This window comes from Gilvimarinus sp. DA14, from assembly GCF_024204685.1.
Taxonomy (GTDB): domain Bacteria; phylum Pseudomonadota; class Gammaproteobacteria; order Pseudomonadales; family Cellvibrionaceae; genus Gilvimarinus.
This window is the reverse complement of record NZ_CP100350.1, coordinates 674281-696926: the sequence shown is the minus strand read 5'-3', so window position 1 is coordinate 696926 and position 22646 is coordinate 674281. Positions and strand designations below refer to the sequence as shown.

At 51.0% G+C, this 22646-nt stretch carries 19 protein-coding genes and 1 tRNA gene; 19 read left to right on the top strand and 1 reads right to left on the bottom strand.

Annotated features, from left to right (window positions below; genetic code table 11):
- Positions 1-2 precede the first annotated feature (2 nt).
- The 17 genes from pheA to NHM04_RS02805 all read left to right on the top strand — a co-directional run bounded on the left by pheA (position 3) and on the right by NHM04_RS02805 (position 17997).
- Positions 3-1100, top strand: coding sequence for a prephenate dehydratase (pheA, locus tag NHM04_RS02885; RefSeq protein ID WP_254265550.1), 1098 nt, complete (start codon positions 3-5; stop codon positions 1098-1100).
- A 2-nt stretch (positions 1101-1102) separates the two neighbouring features.
- A complete protein-coding gene (locus NHM04_RS02880) occupies positions 1103-2011 on the top strand; it encodes a prephenate dehydrogenase/arogenate dehydrogenase family protein (RefSeq protein WP_254265549.1) in 909 nt (302 codons plus the stop codon).
- Positions 2012-2177: 166 nt separating this feature from the next.
- On the top strand, positions 2178-3089 hold the full coding sequence (cysD, locus tag NHM04_RS02875; protein WP_254265548.1) for a sulfate adenylyltransferase subunit CysD: 912 nt from the start codon (positions 2178-2180) through the stop codon (positions 3087-3089).
- A 76-nt stretch (positions 3090-3165) separates the two neighbouring features.
- Positions 3166-4584, top strand: coding sequence for a sulfate adenylyltransferase subunit CysN (gene cysN, locus NHM04_RS02870; RefSeq protein ID WP_254265547.1), 1419 nt, complete (start codon positions 3166-3168; stop codon positions 4582-4584).
- Positions 4585-4719: 135 nt separating this feature from the next.
- The gene (locus NHM04_RS02865) at positions 4720-5010 is read left to right on the top strand and encodes a ComEA family DNA-binding protein (RefSeq protein ID WP_254265546.1); all 291 of its coding nucleotides are present in this window, start codon (positions 4720-4722) and stop codon (positions 5008-5010) included.
- A 116-nt stretch (positions 5011-5126) separates the two neighbouring features.
- Complete coding sequence (gene pyrF, locus NHM04_RS02860) at positions 5127-5846, top strand: orotidine-5'-phosphate decarboxylase (protein ID WP_254265545.1); 720 nt, start codon at positions 5127-5129, stop codon at positions 5844-5846.
- Positions 5847-5853: 7 nt separating this feature from the next.
- Positions 5854-6522: a (d)CMP kinase gene (cmk, locus tag NHM04_RS02855; protein ID WP_254265544.1), complete on the top strand. Its 669-nt coding sequence runs from the start codon at positions 5854-5856 to the stop codon at positions 6520-6522.
- A gap of 216 nt (positions 6523-6738) precedes the next feature.
- Entirely contained in the window at positions 6739-8094 is a 1356-nt protein-coding gene (locus NHM04_RS02850; protein WP_254265543.1) for a phosphomannomutase CpsG, read from the top strand.
- A 31-nt stretch (positions 8095-8125) separates the two neighbouring features.
- A complete protein-coding gene (gene galU / locus NHM04_RS02845; RefSeq protein WP_254265542.1) occupies positions 8126-9022 on the top strand; it encodes a UTP--glucose-1-phosphate uridylyltransferase GalU in 897 nt (298 codons plus the stop codon).
- Between the two features lie 303 nt (positions 9023-9325).
- Entirely contained in the window at positions 9326-11005 is a 1680-nt protein-coding gene (gene rpsA / locus NHM04_RS02840; protein WP_254266675.1) for a 30S ribosomal protein S1, read from the top strand.
- A 195-nt stretch (positions 11006-11200) separates the two neighbouring features.
- Positions 11201-11491, top strand: coding sequence for an integration host factor subunit beta (ihfB, locus tag NHM04_RS02835; protein WP_254265541.1), 291 nt, complete (start codon positions 11201-11203; stop codon positions 11489-11491).
- A 30-nt stretch (positions 11492-11521) separates the two neighbouring features.
- Positions 11522-11821, top strand: a complete 300-nt coding sequence (locus tag NHM04_RS02830) for a lipopolysaccharide assembly protein LapA domain-containing protein (protein WP_254265540.1) — start codon at positions 11522-11524, stop codon at positions 11819-11821.
- A 1-nt stretch (position 11822) separates the two neighbouring features.
- Positions 11823-13010 (top strand): lipopolysaccharide assembly protein LapB, encoded by a 1188-nt coding sequence (lapB, locus tag NHM04_RS02825; RefSeq protein ID WP_254265539.1) that lies wholly within the window; start codon positions 11823-11825, stop codon positions 13008-13010.
- 80 nt (positions 13011-13090) lie between these two features.
- The gene (locus NHM04_RS02820; RefSeq protein WP_254265538.1) at positions 13091-14476 is read left to right on the top strand and encodes a UDP-glucose/GDP-mannose dehydrogenase family protein; all 1386 of its coding nucleotides are present in this window, start codon (positions 13091-13093) and stop codon (positions 14474-14476) included.
- Positions 14477-14614: 138 nt separating this feature from the next.
- A complete protein-coding gene (locus tag NHM04_RS02815) occupies positions 14615-16012 on the top strand; it encodes a mannose-1-phosphate guanylyltransferase/mannose-6-phosphate isomerase (RefSeq protein ID WP_256527132.1) in 1398 nt (465 codons plus the stop codon).
- 15 nt (positions 16013-16027) lie between these two features.
- The gene (locus NHM04_RS02810; RefSeq protein WP_254265536.1) at positions 16028-16981 is read left to right on the top strand and encodes an NAD-dependent epimerase/dehydratase family protein; all 954 of its coding nucleotides are present in this window, start codon (positions 16028-16030) and stop codon (positions 16979-16981) included.
- A complete protein-coding gene (locus NHM04_RS02805) occupies positions 16978-17997 on the top strand; it encodes a glycosyltransferase family 4 protein (RefSeq protein ID WP_254265535.1) in 1020 nt (339 codons plus the stop codon). Before NHM04_RS02810 ends, NHM04_RS02805 begins: the two co-directional genes overlap by 4 nt.
- A gap of 322 nt (positions 17998-18319) precedes the next feature.
- Here the strand turns inward: NHM04_RS02805 and NHM04_RS02800 are convergent, their stop codons facing one another.
- On the bottom strand, positions 18320-20239 hold the full coding sequence (locus NHM04_RS02800) for a nucleoside-diphosphate sugar epimerase/dehydratase (RefSeq protein WP_254265534.1): 1920 nt from the start codon (positions 20237-20239) through the stop codon (positions 18320-18322).
- A gap of 246 nt (positions 20240-20485) precedes the next feature.
- Between NHM04_RS02800 and NHM04_RS02795 the strand changes: the two genes are divergently transcribed.
- A tRNA-Val gene (locus tag NHM04_RS02795) sits at positions 20486-20562 on the top strand.
- Positions 20563-20724: 162 nt separating this feature from the next.
- The gene (htpG, locus tag NHM04_RS02790; RefSeq protein WP_254265533.1) at positions 20725-22632 is read left to right on the top strand and encodes a molecular chaperone HtpG; all 1908 of its coding nucleotides are present in this window, start codon (positions 20725-20727) and stop codon (positions 22630-22632) included.
- Positions 22633-22646 lie beyond the last annotated feature (14 nt).

Here is a 22646-nt window from a genome sequence, read left to right as displayed (position 1 = left end):
AAATGTCTGATAAAACTCAGGATGCATTGCTCGCGCTGCGTGATCGAATCGATACTATTGACGCCGACATAGGCAAGCTGATTTCGGAGCGCGCCCGCTGCGCGCAAGAGGTCGCCGAAGTGAAAAGCGCCAGCGGCAGTGGCGATGTCCTTTACTATCGCCCGGAACGTGAAGCGCAGGTATTGCGCAAAGCTATGGAGCGCAACGAAGGGCCTCTTAGTAACGAAGAAATGGCGCGCCTGTTTCGCGAAATCATGTCCGCCTGTTTGGCGTTGGAACAACCCATCAAAGTCGCATATCTCGGCCCCGAGGGTACTTTTACCCAGCAGGCAGCTTTAAAACACTTTGGTCAGTCGGCTGTCGCTCTGCCGTTTTCCGCTATTGATGAAGTATTTCGCGAAGTGGAGGCGGGCGCCGTTAACTACGGTGTTGTGCCGGTAGAAAACTCTACTGAAGGTGTTGTCAGCCACACGCTGGACAATTTTATGGGGTCTAACCTTAAAATTTGCGGTGAGGTGGAGCTGCGTGTGCACCACAACTTGGTGGTGTCGTCGGTAACCAATGTTAACAGCATTAGCCGAATTTATTCTCACGGCCAGTCATTGGCTCAATGTCGCAAGTGGTTGGACTCTCATTATCCTAAAGCTGAGCGAATAGCCGTTTCCAGTAACGCGGAGGCCGCGCGTCGCTTAAAAGGTGAGTGGAATGCTGCGGCAATTGCACCGGCTAAAGCGGCCGAGATTTACGAGCTGAATATACTCGCCGAAAAAATTGAAGATCAGCCAGATAACAGCACGCGCTTTTTAATTATTGGCACCGAGCAAGTCCAGGCGAGTGGTCACGACAAAACCTCGTTGTTGGTGGCCATGCGCAATCAGCCTGGCGCCTTACATAATCTGCTTGAGCCTTTCCATCGCAACAAAATTGATCTGACAAGAGTGGAGACCAGACCCTCTCGCACCGGGGTTTGGACGTATGTATTTTTCGTCGATTTTACCGGCCATGTGGATGAGCCAATTGTGCGCGAAACACTGGACGAAGTAGCGTCACGGGTAGCCGATTTGAAAATTCTTGGCTCTTACCCTAAGGCTGTTTTGTAATTATGGTGCAACCCAGGCCGGTTATTCGCAAGTTGGTAGTCATTGGCGCCGGACTTATCGGTGGCAGTCTTGCTAAGGGGGTGAAGCAGCGACACGGCTGCGAGGAGGCTATCGTGGTGGTGCGCCGCCAAGAGGTGGCCGACAGAGCACTGGAAACGGGTGTTGCCGATCGCGCGGTGTTAAGCCTTGCGGATATAGCTCCCGAGCTCAATGGCGAGGATCTGATTTTTATTGCCGTGCCGACCTTGGCGGTCACCCAGGTGCTTGAAGAAATTAAAAATACGGTGGCTGCAGAGGTTACGGTAACTGACGGTGCCAGCGTCAAAGGCAATGTGGCTGATGCCGTTGTCCGTGTTTACGGGACGGCTCCCGCCCAGGTGGTGTTAGGGCATCCTATCGCCGGTTCGGAGAAAAGTGGCGTCGATGCGGCAAACCCAGATTTGTACGAGAATCATCGGGTGATCCTCACGCCGTCAGATGAGGCTGGCGAAAAGCATGTAGATAAAGTCAAAGCGGTGTGGGAATGTGTTGGCGCACAAGTGGTCGAAATGTCCATCGCCGAACATGATCAGGTCCTCGGGGCCACTAGTCACTTGCCCCATGCGATAGCTTACTCGTTGGTCGATACTCTCGCGCATGACATCGACAACCCCAATATTTTTCGCTACGCAGCCGGTGGTTTTCGCGATTTTACCCGCATTGCCTCCAGCGACCCTTTGATGTGGCACGATATCATGCGAGCCAACAAGACTGATGTATTGCAGTCGCTGGATTTGTTTATGGCGAATTTGCAGCGCCTACGAGGCGCTATTGAAAGCGGCAACAGTGAGTATCTGCTAGAGACGTTTACCCGCGCCAAGACCGCACGCGATCGCTACATCCACTCTCAGGTAAAGCAGAAAAACGCCTGAGGACTCTCTACCGGTATAAGCATAGAAGCATTCGTTTGTTCACTTTGCGGCTAAAACGCGTTACCTTGCGCGCGTTTGAGATGAATAGCGGATTAACTTTGTCTATAATACGCGCCTCCTGACGCCAGGTTGGCGGTTAACTTTTGATCAACAGACTGTGAGCGGCATGTCCGAGCAATATAACCTTACCCATCTAAAACAGCTTGAAGCTGAAAGTATTCAAATCATTCGCGAAGTCGCGGCAGAATTCGATAACCCGGTAATGCTTTACTCTATCGGCAAAGACTCTGCGGTGATGATGCACTTGGCAATGAAGGCCTTCCATCCCGGCAAGCCTCCGTTCCCGCTGCTGCACGTGGATACCACATGGAAGTTTCGCGAGATGATCGAGTTTCGCGACAACCGAGTGAAAGAGCTGGGTTGGGATTTGCTGGTGCATATTAACCAGGAAGGTGTCGATATGGGTGTGGGGCCGTTTACCCACGGTAGCGCCAAGCACACCGACATCATGAAAACCCAATCTCTCAAGCAGGCGTTGGACAAATATAAGTTCGATGCGGCTTTTGGTGGTGCGCGCCGCGACGAAGAAAAATCGCGAGCTAAAGAGCGGGTTTATTCGTTCCGTGATCGCAACCACCGTTGGGACCCGAAAAATCAGCGTCCGGAGTTGTGGAGCATTTACAACGGCCGTGTGGATCAGGGCGAGAGCATCCGCGTGTTCCCGCTATCTAACTGGACCGAGCTGGATATCTGGCAGTACATTCACCTGGAAAACATCCCTCTGGTACCTCTGTACTTTGCGGCTAAGCGCCCTGTGGTCGAACGCGATGGCACCCTGATTATGGTTGATGATGATCGTATGCCGCTGGAGCCAGGTGAAGAGATCCAAGAAAAGATGGTGCGCTTTAGAACTTTGGGCTGCTACCCGCTTACCGGTGCGGTTGAGTCAGAGGCCACCACTTTGCCGGAAATTATCCAGGAAATGCTGCTGACCACCACATCAGAGCGCCAGGGTCGAGTTATCGACCACGACAGCGCCGGCTCTATGGAAAAGAAAAAACAGGAGGGCTACTTCTAAAAGTAGCGCCTGTTTAGTTTCAGTTTCAGGGTAGAGGCGCGGCCTCCCCAAAAGTTATCTAATTTGAGAGTGCAACATGAGTCATCAATCGGACTTGATCGAAACGGATATTGACGCTTATTTAAAGCAGCATGAACATAAAGAGTTGCTGCGTTTTTTAACCTGCGGCAGCGTAGACGATGGTAAAAGTACCCTGATTGGTCGTCTATTGCACGATTCCAAGATGATCTACGAAGATCAGCTGGATGCTGTGCGCTCGGATACCAGCCGCCACGGCACCACGGGTAAAGAGTTGGACTTAGCGCTGTTGGTGGATGGTCTGCAGGCCGAGCGCGAGCAGGGCATCACCATTGATGTGGCCTACCGTTACTTTTCTACCTCAAAACGCAAGTTTATTATTGCCGATACCCCTGGGCACGAGCAGTACACCCGTAATATGGCGACCGGCGCCTCTACCTGCGACCTAGCGGTTATTCTGATCGATGCCCGCTACGGTGTGGTTACGCAAACCCGTCGTCACAGCTATATCGCTTCTTTGTTGGGCGTTAAGCACATCGTGGTTGCGGTGAATAAGATGGACCTGCTGGATTTCGACGAGCAGGCTTTTATCAAAATCAAATCTGACTACCTGGCGTTTGCGCAGAAACTGGGTATGAAAGATGTTGAGTTTGTACCGATTTCTGCGCTCGACGGTGACAATGTAGTCAACCGCTCAGAGAAATCTGCCTGGTACAGCGGTAAGACGTTAATGGAAATCTTGGAGTCGGTGCCGGTTACCGCCGATAAGAACTTTGATGACTTCCGTTTTCCGGTGCAGTACGTGAATCGTCCCAACCTGGATTTTCGCGGCTTTTGTGGCACCGTAGCGTCGGGGGTTGTCAAAGTTGGTGACGAAGTCAAAGCTTTGCCGTCTGGTAAACGTAGCAAGGTGAAATCCATCGTGACCTACGATGGTGACCTGCCGGAGGCTTTTGCGGGGCAGGCTGTCACTCTTACTTTAGAAGATGAAATCGACATAAGCCGCGGCGATATGCTGGTGCTTGCCAGTGATCAGGTCGAGCAGACCAGCAATTTAAAAGCGCATGTCGTTTGGATGAATGAAAATCCGGGCAAGCAAAAAAGTGAGTATTTATTTAAATTTGCGAGCAAGGTGGTTAGTGGCCATTTTGCGGAGCTTGAATATCAGATTGATGTAAACACTCAAGAGCATGCTGAGATAAGCGAGTTGTCACTCAATGATATTGCGGTGGCTAAAGTTGCCCTAGCGCAAAAGGTGGTGACCGACTCTTACCAGCGTAACCGCGAAACCGGCGCATTTATCATAATCGACCGGCTCACTAATATTACAGTGGGCGCCGGCATGGTGATTGAAAGCCTTGCTGCGGACGAGACAGGCATAACGGATTACAGTGAATTTGAAGTAGAGCTTAATGCGCTAATCAGGAAGCATTTCCCGCACTGGGAGGCAAAAGATCTTTCAGCCTTGCTGAAGTAAGTGTTAAGTAGTTCAAAAAAACCGCGGCTGATGCCGCGGTTTTTTTATGTCTTATGTTGCAAAAATGTGACGGTGGACTAAGGTTTTACCTGTGACAGGGCCCAAGTCACTTCTTGACAACATATGGAGAATGTTATGAAAAACTACCTAAAGCTCATTTTTCTATCCCTCGCGATCCTCACTTTTACACCTTTTACAGCTTTAGCCGATGACGCACCTGCAGCGGTTGTTGAAACTATTAACATTAACATCGCAGATGCCCAGACTCTGACCGAGTTAAAGGGAATTGGTGAGGCCAAAGCTGAGGCGATCATCGCGTGGCGGGAAGAGAATGGCGCGTTCGAAAGCCCGGAGCAGTTACTGGCCGTGAATGGTATCGGCGAGGCGACACTCGAAAATATTATGCAACAGATAACCCTGCAGTAAATGCACCTGCCATTGGGGTATACCCCAATGGCATTTGTTGCTGCTTATTTACCCCAAGTTTGTTTTAATAGCAGCCTGATAACCCGCTGCGGCGGGAAGTGGACTACGGGGGAAATATGCAACAGCCGGATGGACCTCGCCTAATTGTGGCGATGGATTACGATAACGCTGAAGACTGCCTAAAAATCGCACATCAATTGTCACCACAGGATTGCCGCCTGAAAGTCGGCAAAGAGCTGTTTACCACGAGCGGGCCCCAGCTTGTAGAGCAGTTAATGACGCTCGGGTTTGACGTTTTCCTCGATCTAAAATTTCACGATATTCCCAACACTACAGCCAAGGCCGTCGCTGCTGCCGCCAATCTCGGGGTGTGGATGGTTAATGTTCACGCCGCTGGCGGTCGCCGTATGATGGAGGCTGCCCGCGAAGCGCTTACGCCATTTTCGCAGCCTCCGCTGTTAATTGGGGTGACAGTGCTGACCAGTATGGAGGCTTCAGATTTGGCTGCGGTCGGCATAGATGTCTCGCCGGAGCAACAGGTTCTGAAGCTTGCTGCACTGGCTCAGTCCTCCGGCCTGGATGGGGTAGTTTGCTCGGCCTGGGAAGCTGGCCCTTTAAAGCGTGAATTAGGCAAAGACTTTACATTGGTTACTCCTGGGATTCGCCCTACGGCGGCGGCAAAAGATGATCAACGCCGTATTATGACGCCCGCCGAAGCAGTGGCTAGCGGAAGTGATTATTTGGTGGTGGGCCGCCCAGTAACTCAGGCGCAGGATCCGAGCCAGGCATGTCGGGAAATTCTCGCCGAGTTGAAACTTCCTGCTGGGGAGTGGTGAGAAGCCGATGAAAAAGAATTTTGTCATAACCATCGATGGCCCCAGTGGTGCTGGAAAAGGTACTCTGAGTCAATTGTTGGCGCAGAAGTTGGGTGCCAGCTTACTCGACAGTGGTGCTCTGTATCGCTTGGTCGCGCTCCATAGCCTGAAAACCGGGATAGCATCTGACGATATTCAATCATTAAGTGAGTCTGCACGCGTGCTCCCTGTGCGCTTTGTGCAGGTAGACGGTCGCAGCGTCATCTTGCTTGATAATGAGGATGTCACTCTGGCAATACGTGAAGAGAAGGTTGGCATGCTGGCTTCCAAGGTGGCCGCGATTCCCGAGGTAAGAGAAGCATTGCTTGAGCGCCAGCGTCAGTTTGCGTTAGACGGGCCTCTGGTGGCTGATGGGCGCGACATGGGTACCACCGTATTCCCGCAAGCGGACTGCAAGTTCTTTCTTACCGCCAGCGCTGAGGCCCGTGCCCAGCGGCGCTATAAACAGCTCCAAGGGCTTGGCGAAAATGTTGATTTGACCCGCCTGGTTGCGGATATCCAAATACGCGATGAGCAAGATCGCAATCGTGCCAGCTCGCCACTACGGCCCGCTGAGGACGCCATCTCGATTGACAGTACGGCACTAAGCATTGACGAAGTTTTGGCCGTCATGATGGCTCATATCGACCAGGGTTAATAACGCGCACGATCTTTGCAGTGAAGCTGTCTGTGCAAGCTGAAGTGTGGACGGTTTGGGTGGCAGGGCCGGGATACCCCTGCTTCGGTATCCCGACACGGCAAATGTCATAAACAAACGGTTTACTTTATTTGCACCATTTGCGAGCAACAATTGTAACTTTTACCTGAGACGCGGCTCTGGTACCGCTTAACCAATTCAACAGTGGAAGAAAATATGGCAAGCCTGACCTGTTTTAAAGCCTACGATATTCGTGGAAAGTTAGGAGAGGAGCTTAATGAGGAAATCGCTTATAGGATCGGACGAGCCTATGGTCAGTTTTTAAAACCCAAAGATGTGGTGCTTGGTGGTGATGTTCGCCAAACCAGTGAAGCTCTAAAGCAGGCGGTGGGTAATGGTTTGCGCGATGAAGGCGTCGATGTCATCGACATCGGCATGACAGGTACCGAAGAGGTGTATTTCGCTACCAGCCATTTGCAAGCCGGTGGCGGTATCGAGGTCACCGCAAGCCATAACCCCATTGATTACAATGGGATGAAGCCGGTGCGTGAGGGCTCTAGACCCATTAGCGGTGATACCGGCTTGCTAGATATAAAAAAGCTTGCTGAAGTCGGTGAGTTTGAGCCGGTGGCCGAATCTGATCGAGGGGCCTATAGAAAGGTCGATACTCTGGAGGCCTATGTTGAGCATTTGCTGGGGTACGTCGACAGCAATAATTTAAAGCCGTTAAAAATTGTCGTTAATGCCGGTAATGGCGCCGCTGGACATGTGATTGACGCCATTGAAAAACACCTGCCTTTCGAATTTATTAAAATCCATCATGAGCCCGACGGCACCTTTCCCAACGGCATTCCCAATCCTCTACTGGTCGAAAACCGTGATTCAACCCGTGAGGCCGTATTGGCTCATAAAGCCGACCTCGGGATAGCCTGGGATGGCGACTTTGATCGGTGCTTCTTTTTTGATGAAAACGGCGAGTTTATTGAAGGCTACTACTTGGTGGGTCTGCTGGCCGAAGCGTTTTTAACCAAAGAGCCGGGCGGTAAGGTGGTCCACGACCCACGCCTTACCTGGAATACCATCGATATCGCTGAGCGCTGTGGCGGCGAAGCGGTGCAATCAAAAACCGGCCATGCGTTTATCAAGGAGCGCATGCGTAAGGAAGATGCTATCTATGGCGGTGAGATGAGCGCTCACCACTATTTTCGCGACTTCTTTTACTGCGATAGTGGAATGATTCCCTGGTTATTGGTAACCGAGTTAATGTGTCGCAAGGGTGCCACCCTGTCCTCCATGATGGCCGAGTGTATTGCGCGTTTCCCGTCCCCCGGAGAGATAAACCGCGAAGTGGCCGACGCCAAGGCGGCGATTGAAAAGGTTCGTAAGCATTTTTCTGCCGAAGCGCTGCAGGTGGATATCACCGACGGCATCAGCATGACCTTCGAGAATTGGCGCTTTAACTTGCGTATGTCTAATACCGAGCCTGTCGTACGTTTGAATGTTGAAAGCCGGGCAGATAAGGCGTTGATGCAAGCCAAAACCGACGAGATTTTAGCCTTGCTCGATAGCTAAGTCATATTGAAAGCAGTTTAAGGAGATCAGAATGCAAGTAAAGAAAGCGGTTATACCGGTAGCGGGCCTGGGCACGAGAATGTTACCCGCCACTAAAGCGATTCCGAAAGAGATGCTGCCAGTGGTGGACAAACCATTGATTCAATATGTGGTGGATGAGGCTGCAGCGGCCGGTATTAAAGAGATTGTGCTGGTAACTCACGCCTCAAAAAACTCGATCGAAAACCACTTCGATACCAGTTTTGAGCTCGAGGCCCAGCTTGAAGCCCGTCTGAAGCGCTCTTTGTTGGAGCAGGTGCAGTCGATTACGCCTCCTGGGCTAACGGTGATTTCAGTGCGCCAAGCCGAGGCCAAAGGGTTAGGTCACGCTATTTTGTGCGCCAAGCCGGTTATTGGTAACGAGCCATTTGCCGTACTCTTGCCGGACGTTCTGGTGGACAGCTATGAATGCAACCCGAAGAAAGACAATCTTGCAGGTATGGTCAGGCAGTTCGACCAAACTGGCGCAAGCCAGATTCTGGTAGAGGGCGTCCCCTGGGAGTGGGTATACAAATACGGGGTGGTCGATTGTGATGGCCAGGAGATCGGCGCGGGCAATAGCCGCGAAATTAAAGCCATGGTCGAGAAGCCGCCGGTCGATGAGGCGCCCTCTAATATGGCCATTGTCGGGCGTTATATTCTGTCCGAAACGACTTGGGATTTGCTTGAGCGCACCCAGCCGGGCGCCGGTGGTGAAATCCAATTGACCGATGCTCTGGATAAACTGTTGGAGAAAGAAAAAGTCGAGGCTTACGAGCTGGTGGGGCGCAGTCACGATTGCGGCAGTAAAACAGGCTATATGATTGCCAATATCACCTACGCGGCTCGCCATGGCGAGGTGGGCTCCGCTGTAACTGAGCATCTGCAAAAGACCTATGGGGCCAAATAACTCAGCCCTGATACTTTAGGCGCCTCTATCTCTATGAGGCGCCTTATTTTCCTTGCCTTCTTTAGCCTGTTCTGCTAGCCTGCCCCACCTGCTGATACCTGGTCTGTTTCAGTTTGGTCCCAATGGATCATAAACACTGGCAGTTAACAGGAGTTTGCGGTCGAATCGGGGTTTTTGTCAGCACTGAAAGCCCCAATTCTAATTAATGAATCGACCCGTGCGACTGACCGTACGGTGCTGTGTCGAATAGGTTGTTTCTCGCTTATTCTGGGCAGCGTCTTTATATAGGTAATTTTTGTGACCATGACCGAAAGTTTTGCAGAGTTATTTGAAGAGAGCTTGAAAACCGTTGAAATGGCGCCCGGCACCATTGTGACTGGGGTTGTTATCGACGTAGACAAAGACTGGGTTACCGTACACGCGGGCCTTAAGTCTGAAGGCGTTATTCCCGCCAATCAGTTTGCCGACGAAAACGGCGAAGTGACGCTGGAAGTGGGCGATGAAGTTCAGGTTGCCCTGGAAACCGTAGAAGACGGCTTTGGTGAGACACGTCTGTCTCGCGAAAAAGCTAAGCGTGCTGAAGCCTGGAAAGTGCTGGAAGCGGCGCATTCTGCTGATGAGGTGGTTAAAGGTGTTATTAACGGTAAAGTCAAAGGTGGCTTTACTGTCGATGTAGCCGGTATCCGTGCGTTCCTGCCTGGTTCTCTGGTGGATGTACGTCCGGTGCGCGAAACTGCTCATCTGGAAGGTAAAGAACTCGAATTTAAAGTTATCAAGCTCGATCAAAAGCGCAACAACGTAGTGGTATCACGCCGTGCGGTGTTGGAGCAAGCTAACTCGGCTGAGCGCGAAGAGCTGCTGGCTACTTTGCAAGAAGGCATGGTTGTTAAAGGTATTGTTAAGAACCTGACCGACTATGGTGCTTTCGTTGACTTGGGCGGTGTTGATGGTCTGTTGCACATTACCGATATGGCCTGGAAGCGCATTAAGCATCCGAGCGAAATCGTAAATGTAGGCGACGAAATCGACGTTAAAGTCCTGAAGTTCGATCGCGAGCGCAACCGTGTATCTCTGGGGCTGAAGCAACTGGGTGAAGATCCATGGCTGCAAATCACCGGTCGTTATCCGGAAGGTGCCCGCGTTAAAGCGGTTGTGACCAACTTGACCGACTATGGTTGCTTTGCCGAGCTGGAAGAGGGTGTTGAAGGTCTGGTTCACGTATCCGAAATGGATTGGACCAACAAAAACATCCATCCTTCTAAGGTTGTGAATGTAGGTGACGAGATCGAAGTGATGATTCTCGACATCGACGAAGAGCGTCGTCGTATTTCTCTGGGTGTTAAGCAATGCCAAGAGAACCCCTGGGATGCCTTCGCACGCACTTGCGCCAAAGGTGAAAAAATCACCGGCAAGATCAAGTCAATTACCGATTTCGGCATTTTCATCGGTCTGGAAGGCGGTATCGATGGTCTGGTTCACCTGTCTGATATCTCTTGGCACGAAGCTGGTGAAGAAGCTGTGCGCAAGTACAAGAAAGGCGATGAGATCGAAACCGTGGTGCTGGCCATTGATCCCGAGCGTGAGCGTATTTCTCTGGGTATCAAGCAATTGGAAGCCGATCCGTTCTCTGAGTACGTAGCCGAAAACGACAAAGGCACTGTTGTTAAGGGTGTGGTTAAAGAAGTTGAAGCGAAGGCAGCTGTAGTGACTCTGGCTGACGACGTTGAGGCTGTGCTTAAAGCTTCTGAACTTTCTCGCGAGAAAGTTGAAGATGCCCGTAACGTGCTGAAAGAAGGCGAAGAAGTTGAAGCTAAGATCATCAGTGTAGATCGCAAAAACCGCTCTATCAGCCTGTCTGTTAAGTCTAAAGACGTTGCTGAAGAGAAAGCTGCGATTAAAGAGCACTCTGCTAAGCAGTCAGAGCAGGCTCAGCCCGCTACTCTGGGTGACCTGATCAAGGCGCAAATGGAAGCAAAAGACTAATTCTTACGCTTCAGCAAAAGGCCGGCAGCTCGCCGGCCTTTTTTTTGCCTGCTGATTTGTTATAGGATGCAGATCAAGGACTTACATTCAGTTCGTTATGTTTATGTTAAGTGTTGCGTCCATTATGGCTACGTTATAAGCTAACTTCGGCGTTGGTGCGGGGCCTGTACAACAACGGACAACTGAGATCAGGCTATGACAAAATCAGAGCTCATAGAATATATTGCCGAAAAGCAAGATCATCTACCGGTACGGGACGTAGAGCTCGCGGTAAAACTATTGCTGGATCATATGTCGGAAATGCTTGCCGACGGTGAGCGTATAGAAATTCGCGGATTTGGCAGTTTCTCATTGCACTATCGAGCACCCCGTATGGGGCGTAACCCCAAGACCGGTGAATCGGTCGAGTTAGAGGGAAAGTATGTGCCTCACTTTAAGCCGGGCAAGGAGATGCGGGATAGAGTGAATGAAAGCATTCAGGCATAGATTCACGCACCCGAACAATCTGAGGTTGGTATGAAGAAGGTCGCTGGCTGGATTTACTTGGCGCTGGCATTGGTGGCTGTGTTCTTTGGCTATCTATTCAGTTTGGAGAATAGTTCTCCGGTAGCTGTTACCTTATTCGGTTTCACTTTTCCCGCGCTTGGCCTGGGACTTTGGCTATTGGGGTTTGCGCTGATTGGACTGCTCTTGGGTATGCTGGTCACCAGTTTGCCTGTATTTGTCCAGGCGAGGAAGCTTAAATCCCTTATCAAACGTCAGCAACAGCTTGAGCAGGAGCTTCGTCAAATTAGAAGTCAGAGTTTACGAGATTAGTATGGATGCTGTCGTATTTTTTGCGGCATTGTTGATTGCGGTTGCTGTTGGCTATGGCCTAGGTCGATATCGCTATACTCGCCGCGATAGCTCGCGACCTAAAGACTATGCGCTGCAATACTATAAGGGTTTGAGCTATCTATTTAACGAACAGCCAGATAGTGCTATAGACGCATTTATTTCCTCTCTCGACGTCAATAGTGACACCTTGGAAACCCATCTTGCGCTGGGCAATATGCTTCGCAAACGCGGCGAAGTCAGTAAGGCTATCAAGATACATCAGAACTTACTGGCCCGGCCCGGGCTGACAATTAAGCAGCAGCACGAATCTCAGCTTGAGCTGGCTAGAGATTACATTCGCTCTGGGCTGCTGGACCGGGCAGAGGCACTACTGCTAGAGCTGGTAAAACTTTCATCTGCCTATAAACAGGCTGCACTCGTGCATCTTATTGAAATCTATCAGGATGAAAACGAGTGGGATAATGCAATCTCAATGGCCTCGAAAGTTGAAGAAAAGTCTTATCAATCTGGGGGCGGCCAATCTTTACCCCAGCTGCAAGCTCACTTTTCCTGCGAGCAGGCGCTGGTTGACCTTGAGCAAAGAAATTACTCGAAGGCCAGAACTCACCTGCTAGCGGCGCTCGGTTACGATTTTGCTTCAGCGCGCGCCAGTCTTCTCTTTGCGCGCCTTGAGATCTCCCAGGGTCGCTACAGAGATGCGTTGGATCATTTGCATAAAATTCCTGACCAAGACCCAGACTATATTCCCGAATCCCTACAGATGACCTGCGAAAGTTACGAAAAGTTGGGTGAATCGGCGTCGCTTTTACGGTATTTGAAGGGGTTGTTGCAGTCTCACCCCAGCAATAGTTTGGTAATAAAAATCGCCGATCGCTTACGCTGGGATGGCGATGACTATATCGCGGCCGATTTTATTGCTGAGCAATTTAAGCAAAGGCCCAGTATCCGTACATTAAACCGTCTTATTGAGCTTTATTTGCCCCACTCAGCGGGGCGTGCCCGCGAAAACTTGCAATTACTGAAGCAGCTTGTTGATACCGTGATCGCGGAAAAACCCAGTTATTGCTGTAGCAAGTGTGGGTTTACCGGCAACAGCCTGCATTGGTTGTGTCCTGGCTGTAAAACCTGGGGCAGCATCAAGCCAATTCGGGGTGTTGCGGGAGAGTAGCCGAAGGCAAGCTTTAACGAAACTGTAAACTTCTGTTGCTTAACTGGCCATGTTAATTCGTCAGCATAGGCCGGGTTCTTATGAAGGTAACAGTGTTTGGGGTGGGCTACGTAGGGCTGGTACAGGCCGCCGTATTGGCTGAAGTAGGGCACCATGTGGTGTGTGTCGATATCGATAGCGACAAGATCTCTGCGTTAAAGCTCGGCCAAATTCCTATCTTTGAGCCCGGATTGTCAGCCCTGGTAATTGATAATTATGCCGCCGGTCGGCTCGAGTTTACCGATAGCACCCGTCAGGGGGTGGAGCATGGTGAAGTGCAGTTTATTGCCGTCGGTACCCCGCCTGATGAGAGCGGGGCGGCAGATGTGCAGTATGTGCTGGCGGTGGCTCGGTCAATAGGCGAATTCCTGTCTAAAGACGCGGTTGTCGTGAACAAATCAACCGTTCCCGTCGGTACCGCAGATGCGGTATCGCAAACCATAGCCAATTGCTTATCTGCGCGAGCGAGTTCATTGAATTTTGCCGTTGTGTCTAACCCCGAATTCCTCAAAGAGGGATCTGCAGTTGCAGACTGTATGAAGCCAGACCGTATTATCATCGGCACCGCAGAGGATTGGGCCGAAGAGTTGATGCGCGAGCTCTACGCGCCCTTTAACCGCAACCATGAAAAGATCATGGTGATGGATGTGCGCAGTGCCGAGCTTACCAAGTACGCCGCTAACTGTATGCTGGCTACAAAAATCAGCTTTATGAATGAAATGGCCAATCTGGCGGAGTGTTTGGGGGCCGATATTGAATCCGTGCGTCGTGGTATAGGCAGTGACCCGAGGATTGGTTATCACTTTATTTATCCCGGCGTCGGTTACGGCGGTTCATGTTTTCCTAAAGATGTAAAAGCCCTGATAAATACGGCCCAGGCTCAGGGGTTTGCCCCCGAAGTTTTGCGTGCAGTGGAAGAGCGCAATGCGGCGCAGAAGCAGGTACTGTTTAAGAAAATTTCTGCTTACTATCAAAATGACCTGCAGGGCAAAGTTTTTGCCCTTTGGGGGTTGTCATTTAAACCAAATACCGATGACATGCGCGAGGCGCCGTCTCGTTGTCTGATGGAGGCGTTGTGGCAGGCGGGCGCGACAGTGCAGGCTTACGACCCTGAGGCGATGGCTGAAACCGCACGGATTTATGGCGAGCGTGACGATTTGATTTTGTGTGACACTAAAGAGCAGGCTCTACAAGGCGCCAATGCTCTGGTGGTGATGACCGAGTGGCAGGCATTTCGGGCGCCTGATTTTGATGTTATCGCCGGCCAGTTGGTCGAGCCGCTGATTTTTGATGGCCGAAATGTCTATCAACCGCAGCGAATGGTTAAGCGAGGCTTTACTTATCACTCTGTTGGTCGGATGCCGGTGGCTCCGCCGGTGCGCCAGGCAATCGCGCCGGTAATAAGCGCTGAAAGGCTGTTGGGTTAACATCCCTGTTACATTTTAAGGCACCAGGCTGATTTGCTAATTATCGGCTATGTGTCAAAATGGCGGGCTCTGAGTAATCTAACAAACATCTCGCGAGTAGCCGTTTGGACTCGCGAGTGGCGTGAGAAATGAGCCCGTATGATCATACCAGTGCTGCTTGCTGGAGGCTCGGGGAATAGGCTTTGGCCATTGTCCCGAGAGCTGTGCCCCAAACAGTGTATCAAGTTAACCAACTCTGATTTTACCCTCATCCAGGATACCTTACTGCGCGTTAAGCACAGCGGCTTCACAGAGCCGCCTATTATTGTGTGTAATAACGAACACCGATTCCTGATCGCACAACAAATACAAGAACTTGATGTAGAAGCGGATATTTTACTGGAGCCCGCCGCACGTAATACCGCGCCGGCAATCGCTCTTGCGGCGTTTGCCGCTTTATCTCGCAACCCCGATGCGCGTCTTTTGGTTCTCCCTGCTGATCACCTTATCAGCGATAAAGGCAGCTTTACCGAGGCTGTGATAGCGGCCAATAAGTCGCTCAATGATCAGCTTCTGGCTTTTGGTGTGGTCCCCAAATATGCGGAGACAGGATACGGCTATATTGAAGCGAGTTCTTACGGTGAACTTTCCGCTATATCGGCCTTTCATGAAAAGCCTTCTTTAGATCGAGCACAGGAGTATCTGGAGGCGGGTAATTACTACTGGAATAGTGGTATGTATTTGTTCCCCGCGCAGCTGTTTTTACGTGAGTTGAATTCGCTGGAGCCTTCGCTGTATATCGCTGTCCGCGAGTCCTATGAGGCGAGATATACGGATCTGGATTTTATTCGTGCGGGGGAGGAGGCATTTAAGCGCGCAAAGAATATCTCTGTCGATGTCGCGGTGATGGAGCGTACCCAGCGTGGTATGGTTATGCCTTATGTTGGCGATTGGAGTGATGTGGGAAGCTGGGACTCAGTGCACCAAACGCAGCCACAGGATGACGATGGCAATGTTTGTATTGGCGATGTTCTGTTGGAGCAAACTCATAATTCATACATCAACACATCCAATCGACTGGTGGCTGCGGTTGGCGTAGATAACCTTGCGGTTATTGATACGCCAGATGCACTTTTGGTGATGAATCGCACTCACTCTCAAGACGTCAAAAGTATTGTTCAGCAGTTAAAGCAATTGGGCCGCACAGAGCATCGAATACCCCAGCATAGCTATCGACCCTGGGGCAGCGTAGAAACGGTCAATCTGGGCAAGCAATATCAAATTAAGCATGTAATGATAAAGCCTGGCGGAGTTATCGCACTACAGGTACATCAATATCGCTCTGAACACTGGGTGATCGTAAGTGGCACGGCCGAGGTTAACTTGGCAGGTGAAGTGTGTACTTTTTCTGAAAATGATTCAGTGCATATCCGCTCGGGGGATGTGCACTCAATTAAGAATATTGGTTCTGATGTGTTAGAGATCATTGAGGTTCAGACAGGCACATTTATCGATGAGGCCGATGTTGTGCGCTTTACTAACAATTACCTGACGTAGATGGCCAGTAAGCCAGTGAAAGTTCTCGTTACCGGGGCCGATGGCTTCGCCGGTAACCACATTGTCAAACGACTTCGTAAGTCGGGTTATGCTGTGATCGCAGCCTCGCGCAATCAGCACGGTGACGATCCACTGACCACCGACGCATACGGCTTGTCGAGTATATCCTCGGTTGCAGAGTGGTCCGAGAGGCTGGCAGGCTGTGATGCCATTGTTCACGCTGCGGGCAAAGCCCATGTGTTTGGTTCGCCCGGTGAGGATGCTGCTACTTTTCATGACGCCAACGTTGTTTTCACTGAAAAGCTTGCTCAAGCAGCGGTTAACGCCGGGGTGAAAAGATTTATTCAGCTAAGCTCAGTTAGCGTTTACGCAGTGGACCCGCTCTCGGAGTTGACCGAAAGTTGCAGCCTCAACCCAAGCACTGAGTATGGTCGTTCAAAGCTAGCCGCCGAAAAAGTCCTGCAAAAAACTCTAGATCCTTGCAGTATTCAATACATAATTTTGCGTATGCCACTCGTTTACGGCGTCGGTGCGAAAGGCAATATGCGGCGTCTGTTACGACTTGTGAGTCGTGGCTATCCATTGCCGTTGGCGAATGTGCATAACCGTCGCACAATGCTAAGTGTTAATAACCTAACGGCGTTTATCGATCATGCCTTAACTTCAATGATTACTGAGTCGGGGCATTTTAACTTGGCAGACCCAGAGTCTTTGGCTACACCTGAGATTTTACGGTGCCTCGCGAGTGGCTTGCAGTGCAAGCCTCGACTGTTTCCTTTTCCGCAAAGTTTTTTGCAAGGTGTGCTGGCGTTGAGCGGACGGGCGAGCGTGTATCATAAGCTCTGTGGGTCTTTGACAGTCGATACTGGCAATTTAACACGCGTGTTTCAATGGCAGCCGCCATTGTGCGCCAGGGATGAGCTGATCGCCATGGCACGGGAATTTAACGCTGATGGCGGTTGGTCATGATGTTTGACTTGCTGGATTTTGTTGCGCTGTTAGTCGCCTTTTTGTCCGCCTATGGCTTGACGGGCGTCATTCGTCGTTACGCACTGGCTAGAGATATTATCGATGTGCCCGGCAGTCGCAGCTCCCATATACAAACCACTCCGCGCGCTGGTGGGGCGTCTATAGTTGCAGTGGCGTTAGCAGCCTGTGGCGCGGGCTTCTGGGCGGACCGTGTCACTTTTCCTGGGGTCTTACTGGTGCCCCTAGTGCTAATTGCGGTGGTGGGGCTTGTCGACGATATAAAAAATGTGTCCGCTTTTAAGCGTCTGTGTGTGCAATTGCTTGCCGCTGCATTTATTGTTTATTTTTTTCCGCTGCCCGAGCTGGCCTTGCCTGGCATAATTTTGCCTCCATTGTTGGTTAGCTGTCTCGCGTTGATTGCGGTTGTTTGGTCCGTCAATCTGTTTAATTTTATGGATGGCATAAACGGCATTGCTTCGCTGCAAGCTGTCTTTGTTTTTCTTGGGTTTGCAATATTGGTGGCGACTGCGGCGCCGGAGGCTAATATATCTCCCGGTTATTGGCTGCTATTGGCAGCAGCCTGTGTGGGTTTTCTACTGTGGAATTTCCCTGTGGCGAAAATTTTTATGGGGGACTGCTGCAGCGGTTTTTTAGGGTTGATGGTGGCGTTGGGGTTGATAGACTTGCTGTGTATATCGCAAAGGCTGTTTGTTGCCGGGCTTATTCTGCACGGGGTGTTTATTATCGATGCGACTGCTACGCTTTTAGTCCGCTTGTTTACGGGTGAGCAAGTACAAAGCGCCCATCGAGATCACGCTTACCAAAAAGCGTCTAGGTATTTTGATAGTCATACCAAGGTCACTCTGGGTGTTGCAGCGTTGAACTTTTTTTGGCTTGCGCCCTGGGCGCTGTTGGTAGCTCTCTCGGTTGTCCCGGGCTGGCTCGGATTGCCGCTGGCTTACCTTGCGCCGCTGGGTTTGGCGCTTTGCTTTAAAGCGGGTATTAAAACGGCTTAGCACCTAGGGCCTGTTAACACTAATTAAACGCAGCCTGTTGCGACTAAAAATTTGCCAATCAAGGCGCGAGGAGAGTGGTTTGGTTATTCCAAATGAACGACGAGCAAAGCTTACCGCATCCTGCTCTCGCGCCTCACCTGCGTCCATGCAGGCGACGCAGAGTGGCGGATTTTTAGCCGCAACCCGAAGGGCTGGAGCCAGTTTTGCCCCCAGCGTTGTTGCCGATCGCTTATTTGGAATACCAAACTGCGCTCACGACGCCTAGCTGGAGACAAAACTGGCTTCCAGCAGGCGCATTTAATTAGTGTTAACAGGCCCTAGGCTATTTGATCACCCGTAATTTCGCGGTATTGGTCTTATGCAGCCAAACAGCATCCCCCAGCTCCTCCTCTGAGGTGTAGCCGGTCGGGGCCAGCATGAGTAAATCGCGCACTTTATCGCATGAGTATTCATGGCAGGCTTTATCCAGCTCATCCAGTACCGCTTTGGTTTCTAGCCAGGGCATGGCGTATTCCTCGGCCCGCATAATTCGATCGTGCATCGTGCCCGAGACATTGTTGCCGATCAGCAGCTCTTCATATAGCTTTTCTCCGGGGCGCAGACCGGTGTAGGTAATTTCTATATCGCCATCCGGATGGGTGTCTGTTTTCACGCTGAGCCCGGAGAGGTGAATCATTCGTTTGGCAAGATCCACGATACGTACCGGCTCGCCCATGTCCAGAACCAGTACGTCACCCCCGGTACCCATTGAGCCCGCCTGAATAACAAGCTCTGCCGCCTCTGGGATGGTCATAAAGTAGCGGATGATTTCTGGGTGGGTGACGGTAACTGGTCCGCCGACTTTTATTTGCTGGCGAAAAAGTGGCACAACAGAGCCTGAGGAGCCCAATACATTGCCAAAACGAACCATAGTAAAACGGGTATTGGTTTGCCGCAGTGAAAGGCCCTGCAGTACAAGCTCTGCCATTCGTTTGGATGCCCCCATAATATTTGTGGGCCGGACAGCCTTGTCCGTCGATACCAGCACAAAGGATTCCACTCCGGCTCGAATGGCAGCTTCGGCCGTGTACCAAGTGCCGTAAACATTGTTGCGCACGCCTTCGACGATATTGTGCTCTACCAGTGGTACATGTTTGTAAGCGGCGGCGTGATAAACCGTCTGGACCGAGAAGGTTTTCATGATGGTCTCGACCCTGTGCTCTTTTTGCACTGAGCCGAGCAGGGGGGTAACTTCTACTGTTAAATTTGCCTGCGTAATAATTTGCTGCAGCTCTGCTTCGAGCCGGTACAAGCTGAATTCGTTCAGTTCAAAAAGCACGATACGGCGCGGTTTCTGGCGAACAATCTGGCGGCATAGCTCGCTGCCGATAGAGCCTCCAGCGCCGGTTACCATTACTACCTTGCCGGTAATACAGGCACTGAGAAGCTCGCTGTTCGCTTTAACTGGGTCGCGGCCCAGCAAATCCTCGATATCCACGTCGCGAATATGCTCAATACGGGCGCGGCCGCTGATTAAATCGGGTATCGCGGGCGCGGTTTGTACAGTGACACCGAGCGGTTCAAGACCTTTAATAATCTCGGCGCGGCGCGAATGAGGGGTATTACCCAGTGCCAAGAGAACACGGGTTGCACTGTATTTGCGGATGATCTGGGGCAGTTCGGCGGGGCTTTGCACGCGTATGTTGGCAAATACCGAGCCCTGCCGGGATAAATCATCGTCGACAAAGGCTACAACTTTGTAATTGGTCGCTTTCAAGGCTAAGCGCAACTGGTGGCCTGTATAGCCGGCACCGTAGACGATTACGGGTTCTTTACTGCCTAGTTTTTGCCCATTGAGTACCATTACAATGTGGTGAACGAGCAGTCGAGGCCCCCCCAATAAAATAAGTGCCACGGTCAAGTATATAAAGGGCACCGAACGGGGTATGAAAGAGTGTGTAAAAAAGCTGCCGACTGCGAGAATAAGGGCTGAGAAGCAGGTGCCAAGAAATACGGTGTTCAAGGCCTGGGGGGTCATGTAGCGCAAGATGGCGCGATACATACCCATCTTAATAAAGGCCCCCAAAGTAAACACGATGGTAATGGCAAGGGTTGCCAGTTCGCGCTCGGTAATGGGGATATTAAAGCTGCCAAGGCGCAGGCAGATGGCGACATAAAGCGACAGCGTAATGGCCAGAGAGTCGTAAGCTAATGAAATTAATCGCTTAGTCGTGCGGGAGGACTCGAAAAGGGTTTTCAGCATGCCGATTAGCCTTGATGTGGGTATCACGCGACTGTTTCCTTACAAGCTGCATTATACGGTATTCACGCTCAGAGAGTGAGATCGAGTTTTCAGTTTTTACTATTATTCAACGGCTTATCTTTTAAAGCTGTTTTAAATTGTTACCAGTCGGAGCCAAATTAACACTTGCCTGGCCTGAAAATGCTTGGTAAAGTTCGCGCCCAGTTGCCCGAGCGTGTTTTCAGTGCGGGTGATCTGTCTCTCTGTACGACCGTAGCTCAGCTGGTTAGAGCACCACCTTGACATGGTGGGGGTCGGTGGTTCGAGTCCACTCGGTCGTACCAATTCTCTTTTTATTTCATTGTCTTACGCTTGTTATCTAGACTTTGCCTAAAGTCCAGATTTTTACTCCTGAGCGCTTGAATTTTGCCATCTTGCCCCCCATCTACTGAACCGGATATGAATAGCCGCCAGGCGGCATTGTGTTTGTGTACAGGAGTCTCAAAATGACGGTAGAAGCGCAAAAAGAAACCCGTGGCTTTCAAACAGAGGCCAAACAGCTTTTACACTTGATGATCCACTCGCTTTACTCCAATCGAGAGATTTTTTTGCGCGAGCTGGTTTCTAACGCCTCGGATGCGGCCGATAAGCTGCGTTTTGCGGCGGTTAAAGATGACAGCCTCTACGAAGGCGACAGCGATTTGAAAGTGCGTGTTGATGTTGATAAGGATGCCAAGTTGATTACTATCAGCGACAATGGTATCGGCATGAACCGTGAAGATGTGATTGAAAATCTCGGTACGATCGCGAAGTCCGGTACGGCGGCTTTTATGCAAAATCTCACCGGGGACGATAAAAAAGACGCGCAGTTGATCGGTCAGTTCGGGGTCGGTTTTTACTCCTCATTTATTGTAGCAGACAAGGTGGTGGTAACCACTCGTAAAGCCGGTGAAGATGCCTCTCAGGGCGTCCGCTGGGAGTGTGATGGAGAAGCCGAATTCGTCATCGAAAATATCGAAAAGGCCTCTCGCGGCACTACCATTGAGCTGCACCTGAAAAGCGACGCTCACGAGTTTGCCGACGATTGGCGATTGCGTTCGATCATCAAAAAGTACTCAGATCACATTGCCATCCCGATCGTGATGGAAAAAGAAGTGCCCGCGCAAGAGGAGGGCGAAGAGCCCTCCCGCGAAGAAGAGGTGGTCAATACCGCTACCGCCATGTGGACGCGCTCGCGCTCGGAAATTTCCGATGAAGAGTATAAAGAGTTTTATAAGCATGTCAGCCACGATTATGCCGAGCCGCTTACCTGGAGTCATAACCGGGTTGAGGGTAAACTCGATTACACCAGCTTGTTGTACATTCCCGCTAAGGCGCCTTTTGATTTGTACAATCGCGACGGCGCGCGCGGCTTAAAGCTCTACGTACAGCGCACCTTTATCATGGACGACGCCGAGCAATTTTTGCCGTTGTATCTGCGTTTTGTAAAAGGTGTGGTGGACTCCAATGACCTCTCGCTGAACGTGTCGCGGGAAATTCTGCAAAAAGATCCAAACATCGACTCCATGCGTTCAGCGCTCACCAAGCGCGTATTGGATATGTTGGCCAAGCTCGCCAAGAATGAGCCAGAAAAGTATGCCGAGTTCTGGAAAGAGTTTGGCGAGGTATTGAAAGAAGGGCCGGCAGAAGATTTTGCCAACCGCGAAAAAATTGCCAAGCTGCTGCGCTTTGCCAGCACCCATACCGATACCGCAGAGCAATCTCAGTCGCTGGATGATTATCTCGGCCGTATGAAAGAGGGGCAGGATAAGATTTACTATATCGCTGCCGAAAATCACAATACCGCCAAGAATAGCCCCCATCTCGAGGTTTTTCGCAAAAAGGGTATTGAAGTGCTGCTGTTGTCAGACCGCGTCGATGAGTGGTTAATGAGTCATTTGGCCGAGTTTGACGGTAAGACCCTGCAGGATGTCGGTAAAGGCGAACTTGACCTGGGCGAGCTGGATAACGAAGAGGACAAAGAAGCGAAAGAAAAGACCGCCGAAGCCATGAAGCCTTTAATCGAGCGTGCGCAAAAAGCTCTGGGTGATAAGGTGGCCGAGGTGCGCGTTACACACCGCCTTACAGAGTCTCCTGCATGCGTAGTGGTACCCGAGCATGAGATGGGAGCGCAAATGCGCCGCTTGCTGGAGTCTGCTGGCCAGGCAGTTCCCGAGTCCAAGCCAATCTTCGAGCTGAACCCCGAGCATCCACTGGTGCAAAAGCTTGATCTGGAACAGGATGAAGACCGCTTTGCGGATCTGACCGAAGTGTTATTCGATCAGGCCAACCTCGCTGAGGGCGCTCATCTGGCGGACCCTGCCGCTTACGTACAGCGTTTAAATAAATTGTTACTTGAATTAAGTAACGGTTAACCAAACATAAAAAA

Excerpts from the sequence above, each read along its gene's own strand:
- rpsA (WP_254266675.1), top strand. The coding sequence starts at position 9,326 with ATGACCGAAAGTTTTGCAGAGTTATTTGAAGAGAGCTTGAAAACCGTT.
- cysD (WP_254265548.1), top strand. The coding sequence starts at position 2,178 with ATGTCCGAGCAATATAACCTTACCCATCTAAAACAGCTTGAAGCTGAA.
- NHM04_RS02815 (WP_256527132.1), top strand. The coding sequence starts at position 14,615 with ATGATCATACCAGTGCTGCTTGCTGGAGGCTCGGGGAATAGGCTTTGG.
- NHM04_RS02880 (WP_254265549.1), top strand. The coding sequence starts at position 1,103 with ATGGTGCAACCCAGGCCGGTTATTCGCAAGTTGGTAGTCATTGGCGCC.
- pyrF (WP_254265545.1), top strand. The coding sequence starts at position 5,127 with ATGCAACAGCCGGATGGACCTCGCCTAATTGTGGCGATGGATTACGAT.
- galU (WP_254265542.1), top strand. The coding sequence starts at position 8,126 with ATGCAAGTAAAGAAAGCGGTTATACCGGTAGCGGGCCTGGGCACGAGA.
- ihfB (WP_254265541.1), top strand. The coding sequence starts at position 11,201 with ATGACAAAATCAGAGCTCATAGAATATATTGCCGAAAAGCAAGATCAT.
- NHM04_RS02850 (WP_254265543.1), top strand. The coding sequence starts at position 6,739 with ATGGCAAGCCTGACCTGTTTTAAAGCCTACGATATTCGTGGAAAGTTA.
- cysN (WP_254265547.1), top strand. The coding sequence starts at position 3,166 with ATGAGTCATCAATCGGACTTGATCGAAACGGATATTGACGCTTATTTA.
- NHM04_RS02805 (WP_254265535.1), top strand. The coding sequence starts at position 16,978 with ATGATGTTTGACTTGCTGGATTTTGTTGCGCTGTTAGTCGCCTTTTTG.
- NHM04_RS02830 (WP_254265540.1), top strand. The coding sequence starts at position 11,522 with ATGAAGAAGGTCGCTGGCTGGATTTACTTGGCGCTGGCATTGGTGGCT.
- NHM04_RS02865 (WP_254265546.1), top strand. The coding sequence starts at position 4,720 with ATGAAAAACTACCTAAAGCTCATTTTTCTATCCCTCGCGATCCTCACT.
- pheA (WP_254265550.1), top strand. The coding sequence starts at position 3 with ATGTCTGATAAAACTCAGGATGCATTGCTCGCGCTGCGTGATCGAATC.
- htpG (WP_254265533.1), top strand. The coding sequence starts at position 20,725 with ATGACGGTAGAAGCGCAAAAAGAAACCCGTGGCTTTCAAACAGAGGCC.
- NHM04_RS02820 (WP_254265538.1), top strand. The coding sequence starts at position 13,091 with ATGAAGGTAACAGTGTTTGGGGTGGGCTACGTAGGGCTGGTACAGGCC.
- lapB (WP_254265539.1), top strand. The coding sequence starts at position 11,823 with ATGGATGCTGTCGTATTTTTTGCGGCATTGTTGATTGCGGTTGCTGTT.
- NHM04_RS02800 (WP_254265534.1), bottom strand. The coding sequence starts at position 20,239 with ATGCTGAAAACCCTTTTCGAGTCCTCCCGCACGACTAAGCGATTAATT.
- cmk (WP_254265544.1), top strand. The coding sequence starts at position 5,854 with ATGAAAAAGAATTTTGTCATAACCATCGATGGCCCCAGTGGTGCTGGA.